Genomic DNA, 20837 nt, shown 5'->3' with positions numbered 1-20837 from the left:
CCCCGAAAAAAAGACGCTCCGCCGCCCCCCCCCCCCCCCCCCCCCCCCCCCCCCCCCCCCCCCCCCCCCCCCCGCTGCAGTTTGTGGCGACATTTCGACGTATGGGAGCGATCCCAGGTGGCTGAAACCGACCGGTTGACCGCCTCGCCTCAGCCCCTCCCGAGCGCCCGCTCCAACTCGATCTCGATCACCACCCGGGAGGGGTTCTCCCCGGGCTCCCGGTGGTACCGCTCGGCGTACCGCCGCTCCGCCTCGGCCACCCGCTCCGGCTCGGAGCGCACGTGTGCCCGGCCCTCCAGCGTGGCCCAGCGCCGGCCGTCCACCTGGCACACGGCGACCCCGGCGCCCTCGGCCCCGGCCGCCAGGACGTGGGACACCTTCGCGCTCGTCTTGTTCGTGATCACCCTGGCCAGCCGTGCCCCGGGGTCGTAGGTCACCCCGACCGGCACCACGTGCGGGCTGCCGTCGGGGCGCAGCGTGGTCAGGGTGCACAGGTGCCGTTCCCGCCAGAAGGCGAGGTACGGCTCGTCCGGCGCGGCCGGGTCCTGGGAGTAGGTGGGCATGGGGCGAAACCTAATTGCAGGAAGCTGCAATCCCCAAGGAGCCACAGCCGTCGCACCTTGAGTGGAATAGACTCAACTTTGTGTACGCTGGTTAAGTCAGCAGTGGGAGAGTGACAGCGGAGACACGGCCTGCGAGCCGACGCCGAGGAGGAGAACGCGAACGTGGACGCCGAGCTGACCAACAGGAGCCGGGACGCGATCAACGCGGCCAGTAACCGGGCCGTGACCGAGGGGCACCCGGACCTCATGCCCGCCCACCTGCTCCTCGCGCTGCTCGCGGGGCAGGAGAACGAGAACATCACCGACCTGCTGGCCGCCGTGGAGGCCGACCAGGCAGCGGTACGCTCCGGGGCCGAGCGGGTGCTCGCCTCGCTGCCCAGCGTGACCGGCTCCACCGTGGCGCCCCCGCAGCCGGGCCGTGAGCTGCTCGCGGTCCTCGCGGACGCCGCCGAGCGGGCGAAGGCACTGGGTGACGAGTACCTGTCCACCGAGCACCTGCTGATGGGCATCGCCGCGAAGGGCGGCGCGGCCGGCGAGGTGCTCCAGGGGCAGGGAGCCGATGCGAAGAAGCTGCAGGAGGCCTTCCAGAAGGCCAGGGGAGGACGCCGCGTGACCACCGCCGACCCCGAGGGCCAGTACAAGGCCCTGGAGAAGTTCGGCACCGACTTCACCGCCGCCGCCCGTGAGGGCCGGCTCGACCCGGTCATCGGGCGGGACCAGGAGATCCGCCGGGTCGTGCAGGTGCTGTCGCGTCGTACGAAGAACAACCCCGTCCTCATCGGCGAGCCCGGTGTCGGCAAGACCGCCGTGGTGGAGGGCCTCGCCCAGCGGATCGTGAAGGGGGACGTCCCCGAGTCGCTGAAGGACAAGCGGCTGGTCTCCCTCGACCTCGGCGCGATGGTGGCCGGCGCCAAGTACCGCGGTGAGTTCGAGGAGCGGCTGAAGTCCGTGCTCGCCGAGATCAAGGACTCCGACGGTCAGATCATCACGTTCATCGACGAGCTGCACACCGTCGTGGGCGCCGGCGCGGGCGGCGACTCCGCCATGGACGCGGGCAACATGCTCAAGCCGATGCTGGCCCGCGGCGAGCTGCGCATGGTCGGCGCGACCACCCTCGACGAGTACCGGGAGCGGATCGAGAAGGACCCCGCCCTGGAGCGCCGCTTCCAGCAGGTGCTGGTGGCGGAGCCGAGCGTCGAGGACACCATCGCCATCCTCCGCGGCCTGAAGGGCCGGTACGAGGCTCACCACAAGGTGCAGATCGCGGACAGCGCGCTGGTGGCCGCGGCCACTCTCTCCGACCGCTACATCACCTCCCGCTTCCTCCCCGACAAGGCCATCGACCTGGTCGACGAGGCGGCCTCCCGGCTGCGCATGGAGATCGACTCGTCGCCCGTCGAGATCGACGAACTCCAGCGCTCCGTCGACCGGTTGAGGATGGAGGAGCTGGCGATCGCCAAGGAGACCGACCCGGCCTCCCGCGAACGCCTGGAGAAGCTGCGCCGCGACCTCGCCGACAAGGAGGAGGAGCTGCGCGGTCTCACCGCCCGCTGGGAGAAGGAGAAGCAGTCCCTCAACCGGGTCGGTGAGCTGAAGGAGCGCCTCGACGACCTGCGCGGCCAGGCCGAACGCGCCCAGCGCGACGGCGACTTCGACACCGCGGCCAAGCTGCTGTACGGCGAGATCCCGCAGTTGGAGAAGGAGCTGGAGGAGGCCTCGGAGGCCGAGGAGGAGGTCGTCAAGGGCACGATGGTCAAGGAGGAGGTCGGCTCCGACGACATCGCCGACGTCGTCGCCGCCTGGACCGGTATCCCGGCCGGCCGCCTGCTGGAGGGCGAGACGCAGAAGCTGCTGCGCATGGAGGACGAGCTGGGCAAGCGCCTCATCGGCCAGACCGAGGCCGTCCGGGCCGTGTCGGACGCGGTACGGCGCGCCCGCGCCGGCATCGCCGACCCCGACAGGCCCACCGGTTCCTTCCTCTTCCTCGGCCCGACCGGCGTCGGCAAGACCGAACTGGCCAAGGCACTGGCCGACTTCCTCTTCGACGACGAGCGGGCCATGGTCCGCATCGACATGTCGGAGTACGGCGAGAAGCACAGCGTGGCCCGCCTGGTCGGCGCGCCCCCCGGATACATCGGCTACGAGGAGGGCGGCCAGCTCACCGAGGCCGTCCGCCGCCGCCCCTACACCGTCGTGCTGCTGGACGAGGTGGAGAAGGCCCACCCCGAGGTCTTCGACGTCCTCCTGCAGGTGCTGGACGACGGCCGCCTGACGGACGGACAGGGCCGCACGGTCGACTTCCGCAACACCATCCTGGTGCTCACCTCCAACCTGGGCAGCCAGTACCTGGTCGACCCGGTGCTCGGCGAGGCGGAGAAGAAGGAGCAGGTCCTGGAGGCCGTACGCACCTCCTTCAAGCCGGAGTTCCTCAACCGGCTCGACGACCTGGTGGTCTTCTCGGCCCTGGACAAGGACGAGCTGGCCCGGATCGCCCGGCTGCAGATCGACCGCCTGGCCAAGCGGCTGGCCGAACGCCGGCTCACCCTGGACGTCACCCCGGAGGCGCTGGCCTGGCTGGCGGACGAGGGCAACGACCCGGCTTACGGCGCCCGCCCGCTGCGCCGTCTCGTCCAGACCGCCATCGGCGACCGCCTCGCCAGGGAGATCCTCTCCGGCGAGGTCAAGGACGGCGACACGGTCCGCGTGGACCGCTTCGGCGAGGGGCTGATCGTGGGACCGCCGACAGGCAAGACGCTGTAGGACGCGTCGGAGTGCTGCCCCTTCCTCCGCTCACCTTCCGGTGACCGCAGGAAGGGGCCGTCGTCTCTCGGCGGTCGGTTCAGACGCTGCTCATGGCGACGTACAGCGTCCAGAAGAACCAGATCGAGAACCCCAGGCAACCCAGCCACAGGGCCCACAGCACCCATCGCGCCGGTCCCGGTATGTGCATGACCGCATCATGGCGCACAGCGGTCGGCGGGCGGGCGTCACACGGTGAACGCGGAGAAGGTCACCCGCGCCGTGTCCGGGCCCTCGTAGGTCACGTTCACGACGACCGCGTTCGCATCGACGCCGGCCGGGGGCCCGTGCTCCTCGGAGTCCAGGTTCAGACACAGGTCCGCCCCGTCGTCGCAGTACTCCGTGCCGGGCGCAGGCCCCTTCGGGTAGGCGTCCTTCAGCCAGTCGCGCACGTCCGCCCGAGGCATCCGGAAGTCGGCCCGGTAGTCGGTGTCCATCCAGGCCCGCACGGTGCACTCGGTGTCGTACGCCCCCTTCGGCAGTTTCGCCCCGCCGAAGTCCAGCGCCTCGGCGCACGGCACCTTCTCCGGGCCCCCGCCCAGCGGATAGTCCGAGGTCATGAACCTGATCACCAGCGCGATCACCCCGGCCAGCAGCAGCGCCGGCACTGTCATGATCGCTGCGAACAGCCCCCACCTGATCCGGCCCCGCCCGGCCCGCGCACCCGCCGTACCGCCCCGCACGTCCACCCTCGTGCCCCCGTCCGCCCACTGGAACGTCATCGACCCGGCCGGATCATGTCAGCCGATTGCCGACAGGCCCGTCGGGGCTCGTGACTGGCCTCGTGGCAGTCGGACTCTTTGGGATCTGTGGCAGGCCCATGTATGTGCGGCACCAGAAGAACCGCCTGGCTGATGGTACGACGAAGGTACTCACCTACTACCAGTGCCGGTCGATCTCCGAAATGAACCGTTGTGAGAACCCGTCGACTTGGCGGTCCGAGAGTCTCAACGAGACCTTGGGGCGGCGCTTTCTGGACAAGGCCGGCGATCTGACAGAGACCAAGCGGACCTATGCACCCGCAAAGGATCACACCGCGGCGATCGCCGAAGGCACTCACCAATCTCACCACCGAGGAAGGCGCGCGCCGATATTTCCTGGAGCTGCGGCAGGCCAAGGGGATGGGGCCGGGATTCTGGCCATCTCGGCGTTGATCCGTGACACGGGGTAAGCGCGTCGGCGGAGCAGGTTGCCGGTGATGGGTCCGGAGAGAGAGGGTGAGACGTACACGTCTGGTCTCAGCGATGGCCGGACGAGCCAGACGACCGCAGGAGTCTCCAAGTATGTCCATCGACCCGTCCTCGATTCCGAACTTCGGGGGCCAGCCCGAACCCCAGTCCCAGGGACCGGCCGGCCCCGTCGTCCCGGATCAGGACCTCGTGAAGCAGCTCCTGGACCAGATGGAGCTGAAGTACGTCGTCGACGAGGAGGGAGACCTCGCGGCGCCGTGGGAGCTGTTCCGCACGTACTTCATGTTCCGTGGGGAGGCCGAACAGGCTGTCTTCTCGGTGCGGACCTTCTACGACCGCCCGCACCAGATCGACGAGAAGCCGCAGCTGCTGGAGTCCATCGACGACTGGAACCGCCGCACGCTGTGGCCCAAGGTGTACACCCACACCCACGACGACGGCACCGTCCGCCTCATCGGTGAGGCCCAGATGCTGATCGGCACCGGTGTCGACATCAACCACTGGGTCTCGTCCACGGTCAGCTGGGTGCGGGCCGCGATCGAGTTCGACAAGTGGCTGGTCGAGCAGCTGGGTCTGGAGCAGGAGGTCGACGACGCGGAGGAGCCCGAGGAAGACGGGGAGTAACCGAGTCGGCCGGGTCCGGGGGCACCAGCCCCCGGACAGGGCTCACATGTGCCGCAGTCGCTCAGCCGCCTCCCGCAGGACCTCCTCGCGCTTGCAGAACGCGAACCGCACGAAGGGCGCTCCCGCCTCGCGGTCGTCGTAGAAGACCGCGTTGGGGATGGCCACCACGCCCGCCCGCTCCGGCAGGGCGCGGCAGAAGGCGAAGCCGTCCTTCTCGCCGAGGGGGCGGATGTCGGTCGTGATGAAGTAGGTGCCGGCCGGCTTGAAGACCTCGAAGCCGGCCTCCGTCAGACCGGCCGCCAGGATGTCCCGCTTGGCCAGCATGCCGGCGCGGAACGCCTCGAAGTACGTGTCCGGGAGGGCCAGGGCCTCCGCCACCGCGTACTGGAAGGGGCCGGAGGAGACGTAGGTCAGGAACTGCTTCGCCGAGCGGACCGCGGTCACCAGCTCCGGCGCCGCCGTCACCCAGCCGACCTTCCAGCCGGTGAAGGAGAAGGTCTTGCCGGCCGAGCCGATCGTCACCGTCCGCTCGCGCATCCCGGGGAACGCGGCCAGCGGCAGATGCTCGGCGTCGTCGAAGACCAGGTGCTCGTAGACCTCGTCCGTCACCACCAGCAGATCCCGCTCCACCGCCAGCTCGGCGATCGCGGCCAGCTCCGCGCGCGTGAGGACCGTACCGGTCGGGTTGTGCGGGGTGTTGACCAGCAGCAGCCGGGTGCGGTCCGTGACCGCCGCGCGCAGCTCGTCCAGGTCCAGCCGGAAACGCGCCCCCTCGTCGAAGGACGGCCGCAGCGTCACCGGCACCCGCCGGCCGCCCGCCATCGCGATGCTCGCCGCGTAGGAGTCGTAGTACGGCTCCAGGGCCACCACCTCGTCGCCCGGCTCCAGCAGCGCCAGCAGCGAGGCCGCGATCGCCTCCGTCGCGCCCGCCGTGACCAGTACCTCGGTGTCGGGGTCGTACGACAGCCCGTAGCGGCGCTGCTGGTGCGCGGCGATCGCGGTGCGCAGCTCGGGGACGCCCGGGCCCGGCGGGTACTGGTTGCCGCGCCCGTCGCGCAGTGCGCGTACGGCGGCCTCCCGGACCTCCTCGGGGCCGTCGGTGTCGGGAAAGCCCTGGCCCAGGTTGATCGACCCGGTCGCCACGGCGAGGGCGGACATCTCCGCGAAGATCGTCGTCCCGAACTCGGCGAGACGGCGGTTGAGGTGCGGGCGCGCGCTGGACGTCATGCCGGCCATCCTGCGCCCAAGCTCTGGAGTTCCTCAACCCACCCTTCGGGGTTGGAAGCCCGCACGGATGCCTGACGCGCCATCTCTGACCTGGGGGAGAGCTGTGCTCAGCTGTCGTTGTCTGTCGTTGTCGGTCGCCTTCGGACGGCCCACAGACGGCCCGATAGGCCCCGGGGCCGCCAGAGTGCTCTGGTCGCAGCTGGGATGTCTCACCCACCACTCCCTCGGCTCTCATCCCGTCCGCTGTCGACCCACACACCGTGGAGCAGGCGTGGGAAGGCTGAGCCGGCAGATTTACAGCGGGCCAAGTCCGCTGTCCGTGACCTGCAGGTTTGCCTTTGCGTGCTGCGGCTGGGGGATGTCTGGGGGAATCAGCGTCTGTTCCAGGTCTGCTCTGTGTCGCGAATGGCCGGTGGCCGGGGTGGGTGCGCGGGTACGGTCGGGATGCTGGATTCCGGCCGTGTTCGAGGGGGCGTTGGTGACGGACGGAGAGGCGAAGTGCGGCGCTGAGGGCGAGGACCACGTCGACTTCCGTGGCGGTTCATTTGGCGGCCCGGTCACAGGCAAGGGCGACCACAACCACTACTACTACGGGGCCCGGCGGCCTCCGGCCGGGTGGCCGCATCAGGTGGGGGTGATCCCGCCGCAGGCGGGATGTTTCCAGACCCGCGCCGAAGTGGCGCGGCTGCGTGAAGCACTCACGGGTGGACAGGCTGCGGTCCTGGTGGGGCAGGACACGGTCCGCGGGCAGGTGCTGGCCGGGATGGGTGGGGTGGGCAAGACCCAGCTGGCCGCCGACTACGCCCGCACGGCCTGGCGGGCCGGTGAGCTGGACGTGCTGGTGTGGATCACCGCGAGCAACGCCACCGCGGCCGCGTCCGGGTATGCGCAGGCCGCCGTGGAGATCCTGGGTGCCGACCCGGCGGACCGGGAGGCGGCCGCGCGCGCGTTTTTGGCCTGGCTGGAGCCCAAGGCGAACGCGACGCCGTGCCGGTGGCTGGTCGTCCTCGACGACGTCACCGACCCCGCCGACCTGAACGGTCTGTGGCCACCGGCCGGCCCGCACGGCCGGACCCTGGTCACCACCCGCCGTCAGGACGCCGCCCTGACCCTGGCCGGGCGTCTGATCAAGGTCGGGCTGTTCTCCGAGGCCGAGTCCCTCGCCTACCTCACTGCCGCGCTGGGTGCCCGTGAGCGCCTTGAGCCCGACGAGCAGCTCGCCGCGCTCGCCCAGGACTTAGGGCACCTGCCGCTGGCGTTGTCGCAAGCCGCTGCCTACCTCATTGATGCCGGCATCAGCGCCGTCGCCTACCGGGGGCTGCTGGCCGACCGTGCCACCCTGCTCGCGGATGCCGCCCCCGAGGTTCTGCCTGACGGTCAGACCCAGACCGCGGCGGCAGCCTGGTCGCTGTCCGTCGACCGCGCCGACACCCTGCGCCCGGTGGGCCTTGCCCGCCCGATGCTCCAGCTCGCCGCGTTCCTCAACCCCAACGGCATCCCCGAAACCGTTCTGACCAGCGAACCCGCCCTCACCCACCTGACCCGGCACCCCAAGCCTCCTGTGTCTGTCACTGCGGACGAGGCGGCCGGTGCACTGCGGGCCCTGCACCGGCTCAGCCTCATCGACCACACCCCCGCCACCCCCCACCAAACCGTCCGCGTCCACCAGCTCATCCAGCGTGCCACCCGCGACACGCTCACCCCCGACCAGCACGACCAGCACGCCCACGCTGCCGCCGACGCCCTCATGGCCGCCTGGCCGGACATCGAACGCGACACCGAACTCGCCCAGGCCCTGCGCGCCAATACCACCACTCTCACCCGTACCGCCGGAGATGCCCTGTACCAGCCCGACGCGCATACGGTGCTGTACCAGGCCGGGCAAAGCCTCGGCGAAGCCGGCCAGGTCACCGCCGCCACAGCCCACTTCCATCGCCTGACCGAGACCACCGGCCACCGCCTAGGTCCCGACCACCCCGACACCCTGACCGCCCGCAGCAGCCTCGCCCGGTGGCGGGGGGAGGCGGGTGACGCGGCGGGTGCCGCAGCCGCGTACGAGCAGCTGCTGGCTGACCGGCTGCGGGTGCTGGGTGAGGACCACCCTGACACCCTGACCACCCGCAGCAATCTCGCCCGGTGGCGGGCGGAGGCGGGAGACGCGGTCGGCGCCGCAGCCGCGTACGAGCAGCTGCTGGCCGACCGGCTGCGGGTGCTGGGTGAGGACCACCCTGACACCCTGACCACCCGCAACGAGCTCGCCCGGTGGCAGGGGGAGGCGGGAGACGCGGTCGGCGCCGCAGCCGCGTACGAGCAGCTGCTGGCCGACCGGCTGCGGGTGCAGGGTGAGGACCACCCTGACACCCTGACCGCCCGCAACAACCTCGCCTACCTGCGGGGGAAGGCGGGAGACGCGGCCGGTGCCGCAGCCGCGTATGAGCAGCTGCTGGCTGACCGGCTGCGGGTGCTGGGTGAGGACCACCCTGACACCCTGACCACCCGCAGCAATCTCGCCCGGTGGCGGGCGGAGGCGGGAGACGCGGTCGGCGCCGGAGCCGCGTACGAGCAGCTGCTGGCCGACCGGCTGCGGGTGCTGGGTGAGGACCACCCCGACACCCTGACCACCCGCAACGACCTCGCCTACTGGCAGGGGGCGGGAGACGCGGCCGGTGCCGCAGCCGCGTTCGAGCAGTTGCTGGCCGACCGGCTGCGGGTGCAGGGTGAGGACCACCCCCACACCCTGACCGCTCGCCACAACCTCGCCTACCTGCGGGGGAAGGCGGGAGACGCGGCCGGTGCCGCAGCCGCGTTCGAGGAGCTGCTGGCCGACCGGCTGCGGGTGCTGGGTGAGGACCACCCCGACACCCTGACCACCCGCAGCAATCTCGCCCGGTGGCGGGCGGAGGCGGGAGACGCGGCCGGTGCCGCAGCCGCGTTTGAACAGTTGCTGGCCGACCGGCTGCGGGTGCTGGGTGAGGACCACCCCGACACCCTGACCACCCGCCACAACCTCGCCTACTGGCGGGGGAAGGCGGGAGAGACACCCCACGCCTGAAGGCTGACGGGATCCGACGCCGTCCCCGAGCCTGACGGGCTCGTCGCATGGGTTGCGGGGTATTGGCGTACGCCTGCGGTCCCGTTGCCCTCTATGGATGCCGCTCCTCACCGCCTTGCACTACGGCGGTTTTCAAGAGGGTTGCGGTATCCGACTGAACCCGCCTCCTGACCTGCACCAGTGCCACAAGTTGTCTGCGGCATCGGTGCGTTGGCCCGCACGTGGCCCACAGACGCCGAGTTGAGCGCGTGAGCCAAGTTGGGCAACTGAGTTCGATGTCAGCTCATCCAGCCCACGTCGTACACCTCGATCCCGTCGCTGTACGCCGTGCGGAACAACCGGGTCGGCCGTCCCTAACGCCAGTGGCCGTGCGGCCGCGTCGTGCGATTGCGGTCCTGTACGTGCCGTGCGTGCAGGACGCGTGGCTGCTCGGGTGAACGGGCGGCTCGCACCTCTTTGATCATTGCGGCAATACCCATCATGAGGGTTCCAGCACCCGATACCCCGGCGACTGCCAGAGCCCAGACGGCGGTGGGATCTGTTGACGATCCCTGCCCGTCCGATGCGCCGCCGTTACGCCCGAAACTAACGGTGAGTGCAAATGCGAGCGCCGCAATGCAGATCACCAGAGCCACAAGCGCCGCGGCCTTCAGTCGGTGCGCGGTACGGGTTGAAGCTGGACGTTGGGTAGGCGGTGCGTTCTGCCGCCAGCCCTGCCACTCGGGACGATTCGGCACTCGGCTCACCCCACTCCGCTCGGCTGCGGCCTTGCCGACCAGCAGCGGACAAGCAGAGGACGGACACAGCTCCAGGTTCCTCCCGCAGCTCCAGAACCGCATCCAGGGCTTGGGTGCGGGGCAGATGCGACGCTCATAGGCTGGTGTTGCTCCGGGCGACCACGGAGGTGTGCCTTGCCCCGGACCATCTGGTCAGGCGCCATCTCCTTCGGTCTGGTCACGGTACCGATCAACGTGGTCAGCGCGACCGAGGACCACAGCATCCGCTTCCACCAGTACCACCTTCAGGACATGGGCCGCGTCCGGGTGCGCAAGGTGTGCGAACTGGAGGACCGTGAGGTCTCCCCGGACGAGATCGGCAAGGGGTACGAGCTGACCAAGACGCAGGTCATCCCCATCACGGACGACGAGCTGAGGAACCTGCCACTACCCACGGCGAAGGCCATCGAGATCGACGCGTTCGTGCCGCTGGAGTCGGTCGACCCGATCCGCATCGGCGAGGGCTACTACCTGCAGCCGTCCAGCCAGGTCGCCGCCAAGCCGTACAAGGTGCTCGTGCAGGCCCTTGGCCGCTCCAGCAAGGTGGCCGTCGCGAAGTACGCATGGTCCGGCCGCGAGCGACTCGGCCTGCTCCGCGTGAAGGACGACGTCCTGGTGCTCCACGCAACGCGCTGGCCGGACGAGATTCGCGACCCCGCCGAGGTACACGAGATGCCGAAGCCTGACTCGCATCCCGTGGTCCCGTGGGTGCCCGCCCAGGTGTTCGCCGTTCGCGCGGCCCTTCTGGAGCGATACCGAGCGATGGTCGACGTCGGGGCCGGGTGCGGCCTGCGCCAGGGCGAGGTGTTCGGGCTCGCTGAGGACGCCATCGCCGACGGGCGGACGCTCCACGTGGTCCGGCAGATCAAGCACGTGGAAGGGCACCCGGTGTTCGCTCTCCCCGAGGGCGGGAAGAGGCGGGACGTCCCGTTGCCCGGCTCCGTGGCGGAAGCGCTCCGGGCGCATATGGACGTCTTCAAGCCCGTGGAGATCACGTTGCCGTGGGACGTGCCGGAGGGGCCGAACGTGTCCGCTCGGCTGATCTTCACGGCTGAGCAAGGGGGGCATGGTGTGGCGCAGCAACTGCAACGGCAAGGAGTGGAAGCCCGCTCTCGCGGTCGCCGGGCTCATTCCGGAGGCGGACGATGACGGCAAGTACGAGTCGGCGCGCGAGCACATGGGGCATGCCGACCCGGGGCTGACGCTGCGGGTATACGCCCATTTGATGCCCGACAGTCGTCAGCGTGCCCGCCGCGCCATCGACACGGTGTTCCAGCGCAATTCTGAAGAGAATCACGGGGCACAGACGAACCAGTGAGCCACGGACGGAACACAGCTCATCCGGGGTACGGGTGTGCCCTTCGCGGCACCTGCGGCAATGCCCTGACGGCGGCCGGGTTGCAGTCGCGGTGCCGAAGGATTGCGGCCATGCTGTCAGGGGAGCGTGGCTGGCTTCGCGCGGGCGGTTTGCATCGGTGACCGCGCTGTACAGGAAGGCTGCTGCCATGGCAACGGTGCAGAACAGGACACAGCCAGGACACGGGGGGCCCGGCGGGAACGAAGCGATCATCGACGCGTCATCGTTCGCCGGGATCCTGATGATGGTCAGTGGGCCCCTCAGCATCCTGATGGGCTCAGCCGGAATCGCACAGGACACCCTGTTCGCCGCGTCCCGGTACGCCTACCGGTTCGACCTGACGGCTTGGGGCTGGATCCACGTTGTGATCGGAGTGGCACTCGTCATTGCCGGCCTGGGAGTCCTGCTGGGCCAGAGCTGGGGTCGCGGGGCCGGTGTGGCGGTGGCAGCGATCAGCCTGATCACCCAGTTCATGTTCGTTCCGTACTACCCGTTGTGGGCCATCCCCGTGATGGCCCTCGACCTCCTGATCCTGTTTGCGCTGACGCGGGTCCATATCGAGACCGGCGGCGGTCAGTGAACCTCACCGCCCAGTGAGACCCCGAAGCCCCTGATCTGCTCATCTGTGCAGGTCAGGGGTCTTTTCTGTGTGTTGACCCTCAGAAGTTCCTCAACTCTGCTTTGAGGCACAGGAGGGTCGGGCATCCCCCCGTCACCGCACCACGGGCGGGAAGGACGAGGCGTCCACGGGGGCCGCTTCGGGGGAACGGAAGGAGGGCGACGCCATGAGTGACACCACGATCGAACTCATCATGCTGGTGGTGGGCGTGGTTGTGCTGACCCTGGCGAGCAAGATCCGTCGGAAGCGGCATGCCGGGCCGTCGCTCCGCAAGGGCCGCGGGCGGAACCGGGCGTACGGCTCGTCGTCGTCCAGCGCGGGCGCCAGCTGGTGGGCGGGTGACGCGGGCGGTGGTTCGTCGTCCGGCGGCCACTCGGGTGGCCACCACGGCGGCCACCACTCCTGCGGGGGCGGTCACTCGTCGTGCGGCGGGGGCTCCTCATGCGGTGGGGGCTCCTCCTGCGGTGGGGGTTCCTCGTGCGGTGGGGGTGGATGCGGGGGAGGCAGCTGACACGGGGCAGCCGAGCTTCCCCGCCGCCGGGCGCCCGCCGGACGAAGGCATTCCGCGGGCGCCCGGCCGTTTTTTCCACGCGCCCCGGCGCACGCCGTGGTTGAACAGTTGAACTGTGGAGCCCTCTGAGGGATGGAAACCCCACGAAGTTGGGTAAAAACGCTGTGGCGGAGCCACTCTTCATGATTCCCTCTAAATCACCAGCGCAGCCCCGCGGACGTCCCGCAGACTCCCCTCCCCGGCCGGGCCGGCCGGGCTGACCGGGCTGACATGGCCGATCTCCCCCCTCTTCTTTGCGCGTTAGCGGAGCCGATCCATGCTCACGACCCTCAACACCTCCTACACCGATACCCGCGCTGCCGATCTGGCCTGGGCCCTGGGGCGCGAGCCGCTGCCCGCCCTCGCCACCCTCGATCTGGAACTGACCGGGGTGAAAATGCAGTTGAGACTGCTCGGCGCATCCCACCAGGTACTTCTGGAGGAGGAGCGGGGCAGTTGCTCGGAGACGGTCGCGTGCATCCCCGGGTCCAGCACCCCGCTGCCGCTCGGCGTCGCCAAGCGGGTCGGCGACTGGGAGTACGAGTTCGCGGCGCGCGTCGAGGTGCTCACCCCGGGCTCGTTCGCGGGCCGCGCCCAGGAGTTGCTGGCCCTCGTCTCCGAGCACCCGCACGGTCTCGCCGGTGTCTTCCCCGGCAGCCCGCACGCCTTCACCGCGATGCTGGCCCAGCGCCACGGGGGCCAGGTGCACTGGCGCACCTGGCACGCATACCCGCAGGACGGGCAGTTGGTGGCGACCCGGACCCGGGTCGGGTCACGGGAGCCGGTGGCCCAGTCGAGCTAGATATTGTCGGACATGCTCTCGGCCGACATAAACCGGCATTGCGTCAACTGCCCCGAGTTCCACACGTGTGGGTGACGAAGCGTACCGAGCGTGTGACGTAACGTCGCAACGTGATCGAACCGCACGCCCCCGCGCGCCCGGGCACTTCGCCCTGGCAGCCCGGCCCCGCACGGCTGCCCGTCCGGCCCGGCACCGGGCGGTTCCTGGTCCTCGTGTGCGTCTTCGTCTGCGCGGCCTGCGGACTGGTGTACGAACTCGAACTCGTCGCCTTCGCCTCGTACTTGATCGGCGACACGGTCACCCAGGCGTCCGTCGTGCTGTCCGTGATGGTCTTCGCGATGGGCATCGGCTCCCTCGCCGCCAAGCGGCTGCGCTGGCACGCGGCCGCCGGCTTCGGTGCGATCGAGACCGCCCTCGCCCTGGTCGGCGGCTGCAGCGCGATGGCGTTGTACGCCGTCTTCGCCTGGACCGGCGGCTGGGGCGGGGTGTGGGCCGACGGCCCGCGCTGTCTCCTGGTCGCCTTCTCCCTCGCCATCGGTCTGCTCGTGGGCGCCGAAGTCCCCTTGCTGATGGAGCTGATCCAGCGCATCCGCCGCCAGGACGCGGGCGGCGCGGTGGCCGACCTGTTCGCGGCGGACTACGTCGGCGCGCTGGTCGGCGGCCTCGCCTTTCCCTTCCTTCTCCTGCCGTTCCTCGGCCAGTTGACCGGCGCCCTGCTCACCGGCACCGTCAACGTCGTCGCGGGCGGCGCCCTGGTCCTCGGCCTGTTCCGCCGCGACCTGACCCGCCGCGCCCGCTGGACCCTGCTGCTCGTCGGCCTCGCCGTGCTTGCCGTGCTCGCGTCCGCCGCCGCCCTCGCCGACGAGTTCGAACGCGCCGCCCGGCACGCGGTGTACGGCAAGGACGTCCGGGTCGCCCTGCAGACGAACGTCCAGGAGGTCGTCCTCGCCGGCGGCACCCACGGCCGCCCCCTCGACCTCTTCCTGGACGGCCGGCTGCGGGTCGGCGGCCGCGACGAACGCCGCTACCACGAGGCGCTGGTCCACCCGGTGATGAGCGGCCCGCACGCGCGCGTGCTGATCCTCGGCGGCGGCGACGGCCTGGCCACCCGCGAGGTCCTGCGGTACGGCGGCGTGCGCCGCGTCGACGTCGTCGAACTCGACTCCGGCCTGATCGGTCTGGCCCGCAGCGACCCCGGCCTGTCCGCCCTCAACGGCCACGCGTTCGACGACCCCCGCGTCCGTGTCACGACCGCGGACGCGCTCGACTGGCTGCGCGGGGCGCGGCGGCCGTCGTACGACGTCGTGATCGCGGACCTGCCCGACCCCGGCATCACCGCCAGCACCAAGCTGTACTCCCAGGAGTTCTACGGCCTGGCCCGCCGCGTCCTCGCTCCCGGCGGCCGCCTGGTGGTGCACGCCGGGCCCGTAGCGGCCCGCCCCCGGGTCTTCTGGACGGTGGCGTCGACGCTGCGCGCAGCCGGTTTCGGCATCTCCCCCTACCGGGTCCTGGGCCAGGACTCCGGCTTCCCGGCGGGTCCGGACCGCTCGGCGGGGGCGTCGCGGGCACCGCACGACTGGGGGTTCCTGCTGGCGGCGCCGTGGGGCCCGGCTCCTCGGCTGACCCTGGGCCCGGGGGGTCCGAACCCGCGGACGCTGTCCCGGGCCGAGCTGACGGCCGACGCGCGGGCGGCGGCCCGCACACGGATCGAGGGGCTGCCGGCGTCGACGCTGGTGCATCCGCGTTATTGACGAGGCACCTGTTCGCAGGAGGGTACGTTCCGCCCACTCCTGGGTAGGCTCGTCCGACATGGAGCACCAGGTCTTCGTCCCGGTTCCGGCCGAGCGGCTCGGAGAAGCCCTTGCCGACCCCGCACGAGTGGCGCGGGCGGTCCCCGGACTCCAGCAGGACGCCGGCGCCGAACCCGTAGCAGGACGCCTGAAGTTGCGCGTGGGCGGGCACTCCGTCACCTACCGGGGAGCGCTGCGTGTCACACCCCGGGAGAACGGCACGTACGCCGTCGAGGGCGACGCCACCGAGGCCCGCGGCACCGGCGCCGTCGAACTCGCCCTCACCCTGCGCCTCACCGGCACCGAGGACGGCACCACCGTCACGGTCGAGGGCACGGCGAACGCGGACGGCCGTATCACGGAGCTGCCGGCGGACGCGGTCGCCTCGGCGGTGACCCGGCTGCTCAACCGTTTCGTGGAGAGCCTGGCGGAGACCCCGCAGGAGAAGGAACCGGAGCGGGAGGCCGAGCCGGAACACACCTCGGTCTTCGACACCGAGGTCCCCCCGCCCTCGCTGGACACCGAGGACACCGAGGACGCCGACGCGGCAGCATACGAGGCCCCGGCCTCCGAAGAGCGCATCGGTGAAGACCTCGAGGACCTGGGCGAGCCCCCCGCCGAGGCCGCGCACGCGCGCCGCACGATGATCGGCCGCAGCGCGGAGGAGGTCGACCACGCCCCGCCGCGCGGCCGCTACGCCCCCGTGCCGGCCCCCCAGACCGTCGGCGGGAACCCGGTCCTGCGCTGGGCGGCCCCCGCGGCGGCCCTGGCCCTGGCCTCGGCGATCGTCGTGGGCCGCGCCCTGCGCAAGCGCCGCTGACGGCCGCGGGCCCGGGCCCGTCCGACAGGGCCCAGGTCCTGTCGTCGAACTCCCGTCGTCGCTCGGAGGGCGGCCCCGCGGCGAGAGTGCGTGCACGGCGTCGCGGGGCAGACGGGAGTTCGACGGCAGGGCTCAGCGATCCGGTGCCTCGCCCATGCCGAACCAGTCGTGCACCGGCCGCACCTCGACCGCCACGACGTGGAAGTCGAGGACCCGCCCGGCGATCTCGCGCGCCCGCTCCGGGCTCGCGCACTCGATGACGTAGTAGGCGGTGAGCTGCTCGGCGGCGTCCGTGAGCGGCCCGTCCGCGGCGACCGAACCCTGCCCGGCCCGGCGGAGGGTGGCCGTGTCCCTCGGGTAGCCCAGACCGGCGCCGTTCAGCATCTCGCCGGTCTCAGCCAGGTCCTCGTGGAGCGCTTCGTGCCTGCGGAACACCTCGGCGCGCTGCCCGGCGGTCATGGCCTCGGTCGCCGCCGGATCGGCGTACATCAGCACCATGTACTTCATGCCCCCCACCCTGGCACCGCGCGGACGGCGCACGCCCTCTTGATCGCCCCAGTAGGGTCGTCCCGTGAGTAACGAAGACATCACGCTGACCGCGGGCGACGCGGAAGTGGTCGTGCGGCCCGGCAACGGCGGCCGTATCGGTGGGCTCCGGATCGGCGGCACGGAGCTGCTGCGCCAGGGCGAGCGCTTCGGCTGCTTCCCGATGGTGCCCTGGTGCGGCCGGATCCGCGAGGGCCGCTTCCTGGACGGTGCCACCGTCCGCCAGATGCCCCTGAACTCGCCGCCGCACGCCATCCACGGCACCGCCCGTGACGGCGCCTGGCGCACCGCCCGCGTCGACGCGCACGAGGCCGTCATCACGCACGACCTGGCCGACCCCTGGCCGCACCGCGGCCGCGTCACCCACGTCGTCGCGCTGACCGAGGACAGCCTGACGCTGACGATGTCCGTGGAGGCGTACGACAATTCCTTCCCGGCGCAGATCGGCTGGCACCCCTGGTTCCACCGGACCCTCACCGGCGAGGACGGCGCGGCGGGCGAGGAGGTCCGGCTGGACTTCACGCCCGCCTGGCAGGAGGAGCGGGGCGCCGACCACCTGCCCACCGGCAACCGCATCGACCCGAAGCCCGGCCCCTGGGACGACTGTTTCGGCATGCCCGGCGGCGTCGACGTCACCCTCACCTGGCCCGGACAGCTGGAGCTTGAGGTGACCAGCCGCGAGGAGTGGGTCGTCGTCTACGACGAACAGGCGGAGGCCGTCTGCGTGGAGCCGCAGACCGGTCCGCCCAACGGCCTGAACACACTGCCCCGCCTGGTCACGCCGCTGGAACCGCTGGAGGCGACGACCACCTGGAGCTGGCGGCGCCTCTAAGCTGTTCGGCATGACGGATGTACGCGGCGCGCTGCTGCAGCAGATCAAGGACAAGGCCGTGGTGCACGGCAAGGTGACCCTGTCGTCGGGCAAGGAAGCCGACTACTACATCGACCTTCGCCGGATCACGCTGGACGGCGAGGCCGCGCCGCTGGTCGGTCAGGTCATGCTCGACCTGACCGCCGAGCTGGACTTCGAGGCCGTCGGCGGCCTGACCCTGGGCGCCGACCCGGTGGCCACCGCGATGCTGCACGCCTCCGCCGCGCGCGGGAAGGTCCTGGACGCCTTCGTGGTCCGCAAGGCCGGCAAGGCGCACGGCCTGCAGCGCCGCATCGAGGGCGCCGAGGTCAAGGGCCGCCGTGTCCTCGCCGTCGAGGACACCTCCACCACCGGCGGCTCCGTGCTGACCGCGGTGGAGGCGCTGCGTGAGGCCGGCGCGGAGGTCGTCGCCGTCGCCACGATCGTGGACCGGGCGACCGGCGCGGCCGAGGCCGTCGCCGAGCAGGCCGGCGTGCCGTACGTCTTCGCCTTCTCGAAGGATGAACTGGGTCTGGACTGACGCGCCGGTTTGACCTGGACTTGACCGGGGCGCCGACCATCACGTCATGTCTGGAAAGATGGGGACGACGATGACGTCGCCCCCAAGGTCTAGGTCAGGGCCGTAGTACGCAGATCGCCAACCCGCACACCCAAGGAGCGGACAGATGCCCATCGCAACCCCCGAGGTCTACAACGAGATGCTCGACCGGGCGAAGGCAGGCAAGTTCGCCTACCCGGCCATCAACGTCACCTCGACCCAGACCCTGCACGCGGCGCTGCGCGGCTTCGCGGAGGCGGAGAGCGACGGCATCGTCCAGATCTCGACGGGCGGTGCCGAGTTTCTGGGCGGCCAGTACAGCAAGGACATGGTGAGCGGCGCGGTCGCGCTCGCCGAGTTCGCGCACATCGTCGCCGAGAAGTACCCCGTCAACATCGCGCTGCACACCGACCACTGCCCGAAGGACAAGCTCGACGGGTACGTACGTCCGCTGCTCGCGATCTCCGAGGAGCGCGTCAAGGCCGGCCGCAACCCGCTGTTCCAGTCCCACATGTGGGACGGCTCCGCCGAGACCCTGGCCGACAACCTGGCCATCGCGCAGGAGCTCCTGGAGCAGGCCCGCCGCGCCAACATCATCCTCGAGGTCGAGATCACCCCGACCGGTGGCGAGGAGGACGGCGTCTCCCACGAGATCAACGACTCCCTGTACACCACGGTCGAGGACGCGATCCGCACCGCCGAGGCCCTGGGCCTGGGCGAGAAGGGCCGCTACCTGCTGGCCGCCTCCTTCGGCAACGTGCACGGCGTGTACAAGCCGGGCAACGTCGTGCTCCGGCCCGAGCTGCTGAAGGAGCTGAACGAGGGCGTCGCCGCCAAGTTCGGCAAGCAGTCCCCGTTCGACTTCGTCTTCCACGGCGGCTCCGGCTCCACCGAGCAGGAGATCCAGACCGCGCTGGAGAACGGCGTCGTGAAGATGAACCTGGACACGGACACCCAGTACGCCTTCACCCGGCCGGTCGCCGCTCACATGTTCCAGAACTACGACGGCGTCCTGAAGATCGACGGCGAGGTCGGCAACAAGAAGGCCTACGACCCGCGCACCTGGGGCAAGCTGGCCGAGGCGTCGATGGCGGCCCGCGTCCTCGAGGCCACGCAGCACCTGCGCTCGGCGGGCAACAAGATCAAGTAAGCGCGTCCGAGGACGTCTGCGGCAGACCCGGTGCCCCGGCACCGGGTCCGCTGTATATCTGGAGGCATGCCCGACGTCCGGATCGCCTCACTGCAGGGCAAGTGGATCCTGTTCACCACGGTCCTCGGCTCCAGCATGGCCATGCTGGACTCCACCGTCGTCAACGTGGCGCTCCCGACCATCGGCCGCGACCTCGGCGCGAGCCTCGCCGCCCTGCAATGGACGGTGAACGCGTACATGGTCACGCTGGCCGGTCTGATCCTGCTGGGCGGCTCGCTCGGGGACCGCTACGGCCGCCGGAAGATCTTCGTGCTGGGCGTCGTCTGGTTCGCGTCGGCGTCCCTGCTGTGCGGCGTGGCCCCGACGTCCGGGGTCCTCATCGCCGCCCGGGCCCTGCAGGGCGTCGGCGGCGCGCTCCTCACCCCCGGCTCGCTCGCCCTCATCCAGGCCTCCTTCCACCCGGACGACCGGAGCCGGGCGGTCGGCCTGTGGTCCGGCTTCGGCGGCATCGGCGCGGCCGTCGGACCGTTCCTGGGCGGCTGGCTGGTGGACGGCCCCGGCTGGCGCTGGGTGTTCCTCCTCAACGTGCCGCTGGCCCTCCTGTGCGTCCCCGTCGCCCTGCGCCACGTCCCCGAGTCGACCGACGCACGCACCCACGGCCGCTTCGACGTCCTCGGCGCGGCCCTGGGCGCCCTGGCGCTCGCCCTGCTCACGTACGCGCTCATCGAGGCCCCCGGCGGCTCCCCGGGCGTGGTGCTGAGCGCGGTCGCGGGCGTGGCCGCGGCCGTCGCCTTCGTCTACGTCGAGAAGCACCGCCCCGACCCCATGCTGCCGCCGGACATCTTCGCCTCGCGCCAGTTCACCGCGGTCAACCTGGTCACGCTGTGCGTGTACGCGGCCTTCGGCGGCTTCTTCTTCCTCACCGCGCTCCAGCTGCAGGTGGTGGCCGGTTACTCCGCCCTGCAGGCCGGTACGGCCCTGCTGCCCACGACGGCCATGATGCTGCTGTTCTCGGCCCGCTCCGGCGCGCTGGCCGACCGCACGGGCCCGCGCCTGCCGCTCACCGTCGGTCCCCTGCTGTGCGCTGCGGCGCTGCTGCTGATGCTCCGGGTGGGACCGGACGCGGACTACCTCGTGGACGTCCTCCCGCCGCTCCTCGTGATGGGCACGGGCATGGTCGTCCTGGTCGCCCCGCTGACCGCCACGGTCCTCGCCTCGGTCGACACCGCCCGGGCGGGCCTGGCCAGCGGCATCAACAACGCGGCGGCGCGGGCGGCGGGCCTGATGGCCGTCGCCGGGCTCCCGCTGCTGGCGGGCATGGGCCCGGAGGCGTACCGGTCCGCCGCCGCGTTCGACGCGGCGTTCGACCGGGCGATGCCGATCTGTGCGGGTGTGCTGGTCCTGGGCTCGGTCCTGGCCTTCACCCTGATCCGGCGGCCCCCTCCGAACTGCCTCCACCCCGAATGCACCCGGCACGGCTCCGTCATGTCCCCGCCACTGGAGCCGGACCACGAAACCCCCTAGGGGGCTGCGGGACGGTCGGCTGAGCCCTCCCGGTCACGG

Annotated in this window: 17 protein-coding genes; 13 read left to right on the top strand and 4 right to left on the bottom strand. The window is 71.0% G+C overall.

Annotated elements, in window-relative coordinates; all coding sequences use genetic code 11:
• Positions 1–149: 149 nt before the first annotated feature.
• Positions 150–563, bottom strand: a complete 414-nt coding sequence (locus tag AC07DS_RS41560; protein WP_479153926.1) for a pyridoxamine 5'-phosphate oxidase family protein — start codon at positions 561–563, stop codon at positions 150–152.
• Positions 564–725: 162 nt separating this feature from the next.
• Here AC07DS_RS41560 and clpB point away from each other — a divergent pair, with 162 nt between their 5' ends.
• Positions 726–3323 (top strand): ATP-dependent chaperone ClpB, encoded by a 2598-nt coding sequence (clpB, locus tag AC07DS_RS41555; RefSeq protein WP_479153925.1) that lies wholly within the window; start codon positions 726–728, stop codon positions 3321–3323.
• Positions 3324–3550: 227 nt separating this feature from the next.
• On the opposite strand, the gene AC07DS_RS41550 is transcribed toward clpB, so the two are convergent.
• Complete coding sequence (locus AC07DS_RS41550; protein WP_479153924.1) at positions 3551–4084, bottom strand: hypothetical protein; 534 nt, start codon at positions 4082–4084, stop codon at positions 3551–3553.
• A gap of 50 nt (positions 4085–4134) precedes the next feature.
• On the opposite strand from AC07DS_RS41550, the gene AC07DS_RS41545 reads away from it, so the two are divergent.
• Together AC07DS_RS41545 and AC07DS_RS41540 are read left to right on the top strand one after the other, a co-directional pair.
• Positions 4135–4533: a recombinase zinc beta ribbon domain-containing protein gene (locus tag AC07DS_RS41545; protein WP_479153923.1), complete on the top strand. Its 399-nt coding sequence runs from the start codon at positions 4135–4137 to the stop codon at positions 4531–4533.
• Between the two features lie 112 nt (positions 4534–4645).
• Entirely contained in the window at positions 4646–5176 is a 531-nt protein-coding gene (locus tag AC07DS_RS41540) for a YbjN domain-containing protein (protein WP_479153922.1), read from the top strand.
• Between the two features lie 42 nt (positions 5177–5218).
• Here the strand turns inward: AC07DS_RS41540 and AC07DS_RS41535 are convergent, their stop codons facing one another.
• A complete protein-coding gene (locus tag AC07DS_RS41535) occupies positions 5219–6412 on the bottom strand; it encodes a pyridoxal phosphate-dependent aminotransferase (RefSeq protein ID WP_479153921.1) in 1194 nt (397 codons plus the stop codon).
• 469 nt (positions 6413–6881) lie between these two features.
• Here AC07DS_RS41535 and AC07DS_RS41530 point away from each other — a divergent pair, with 469 nt between their 5' ends.
• The 6 genes from AC07DS_RS41530 (at position 6882) to AC07DS_RS41505 (ending at position 16169) form a co-directional block, all read left to right on the top strand.
• Complete coding sequence (locus tag AC07DS_RS41530; RefSeq protein ID WP_479153920.1) at positions 6882–9455, top strand: tetratricopeptide repeat protein; 2574 nt, start codon at positions 6882–6884, stop codon at positions 9453–9455.
• A 911-nt stretch (positions 9456–10366) separates the two neighbouring features.
• Entirely contained in the window at positions 10367–11380 is a 1014-nt protein-coding gene (gene ku / locus AC07DS_RS41525) for a non-homologous end joining protein Ku (protein WP_479153919.1), read from the top strand.
• 326 nt (positions 11381–11706) lie between these two features.
• Positions 11707–12168 (top strand): DUF7144 family membrane protein, encoded by a 462-nt coding sequence (locus AC07DS_RS41520; RefSeq protein ID WP_479153918.1) that lies wholly within the window; start codon positions 11707–11709, stop codon positions 12166–12168.
• Positions 12169–13034: 866 nt separating this feature from the next.
• Positions 13035–13559, top strand: a complete 525-nt coding sequence (locus AC07DS_RS41515; protein ID WP_479153917.1) for a DUF2617 family protein — start codon at positions 13035–13037, stop codon at positions 13557–13559.
• A gap of 110 nt (positions 13560–13669) precedes the next feature.
• Complete coding sequence (locus AC07DS_RS41510; RefSeq protein ID WP_479153916.1) at positions 13670–15310, top strand: polyamine aminopropyltransferase; 1641 nt, start codon at positions 13670–13672, stop codon at positions 15308–15310.
• 58 nt (positions 15311–15368) lie between these two features.
• Positions 15369–16169: an SRPBCC family protein gene (locus AC07DS_RS41505; protein WP_479153915.1), complete on the top strand. Its 801-nt coding sequence runs from the start codon at positions 15369–15371 to the stop codon at positions 16167–16169.
• Between the two features lie 132 nt (positions 16170–16301).
• Here the strand turns inward: AC07DS_RS41505 and AC07DS_RS41500 are convergent, their stop codons facing one another.
• Positions 16302–16676, bottom strand: a complete 375-nt coding sequence (locus AC07DS_RS41500) for a YciI family protein (protein WP_479153914.1) — start codon at positions 16674–16676, stop codon at positions 16302–16304.
• Positions 16677–16740: 64 nt separating this feature from the next.
• Here AC07DS_RS41500 and AC07DS_RS41495 point away from each other — a divergent pair, with 64 nt between their 5' ends.
• The 4 genes from AC07DS_RS41495 (at position 16741) to AC07DS_RS41480 (ending at position 20798) form a co-directional block, all read left to right on the top strand.
• On the top strand, positions 16741–17547 hold the full coding sequence (locus tag AC07DS_RS41495) for an aldose epimerase family protein (RefSeq protein WP_479153913.1): 807 nt from the start codon (positions 16741–16743) through the stop codon (positions 17545–17547).
• 10 nt (positions 17548–17557) lie between these two features.
• The gene (gene pyrE / locus AC07DS_RS41490) at positions 17558–18106 is read left to right on the top strand and encodes an orotate phosphoribosyltransferase (protein ID WP_094215844.1); all 549 of its coding nucleotides are present in this window, start codon (positions 17558–17560) and stop codon (positions 18104–18106) included.
• 145 nt (positions 18107–18251) lie between these two features.
• Complete coding sequence (gene fbaA / locus AC07DS_RS41485; RefSeq protein WP_479153912.1) at positions 18252–19274, top strand: class II fructose-bisphosphate aldolase; 1023 nt, start codon at positions 18252–18254, stop codon at positions 19272–19274.
• A gap of 66 nt (positions 19275–19340) precedes the next feature.
• A complete protein-coding gene (locus AC07DS_RS41480; RefSeq protein WP_479153911.1) occupies positions 19341–20798 on the top strand; it encodes an MFS transporter in 1458 nt (485 codons plus the stop codon).
• Positions 20799–20837 lie beyond the last annotated feature (39 nt).

Source organism: Streptomyces sp. NPDC044064 (assembly GCF_056434245.1).
Note: the sequence above shows the minus strand (reverse complement) of the source record. Positions and strands in the feature narration are given on the sequence as shown.